This is a genomic window from Chromohalobacter sp. HP20-39, assembly GCF_033052815.1.
Classification (GTDB): domain Bacteria; phylum Pseudomonadota; class Gammaproteobacteria; order Pseudomonadales; family Halomonadaceae; genus Chromohalobacter.
On sequence record NZ_JAWHTP010000076.1, the window covers coordinates 1 to 613 of the forward strand.

Sequence of the window (613 nt, forward strand, 5' to 3'; positions counted from 1 at the left end):
GTCGCAGGCTGCGGCCGTCTTCGGTCGTGTGGTGCACGAAGTCGTAGCTCCAGACGTGATGTGGATACTCCGGGCGTAGCCGCACACAGGAGCCATCGTTGAACCATAGACGGCCCCTCGGGCGCTGCTTCTTCGGTACCTTGAGCCCCTCGCGACGCCAGATGCGCTGCACGCGGTCGCGGCCAACCTGCCAACCGCTGGCCTGCAACAGCGCCGTGATGCGTCGGTAGCCATAGCGACCGTACTCGGCCGCCAGCGCAACGATGGCCTGCGTGAGTGCGTCCTCGTCAGCGCGCACCGTCGCCACATAGCGCTGTACGGCCCGGGACTGGCCCACGACGCGGCAGGCTTTGCGCTCCGAGACCTCGAACCGTTCCTGCAGCATGCACACGGCGCGTCGGCGTCGCTCGGGGCTCACCAGTTTCCCGAAGCGACCTCCTTGAGCATCGCCTTCTCCAGCGACAGGTCGGCAACCAGCCTGCGCAGCCGGGCGTTCTCGCGCTCAAGCTCCTTGAAGCGTTTGGCTTGGTCGTGCTGCAGGCCGCCGTACTCCTTGCGCCAACGGTAATAGCTCTGCTCGGAAATGCTGGCCTCCTTGCAGGCCAGTTGAGCG

General features: G+C 66.2%; 1 pseudogene. It reads right to left on the reverse strand.

Going from position 1 to position 613, the window contains the following annotated elements:
* Positions 1-613, reverse strand: a pseudogene (locus RVY79_RS16990) (IS3 family transposase); the annotation flags it as partial.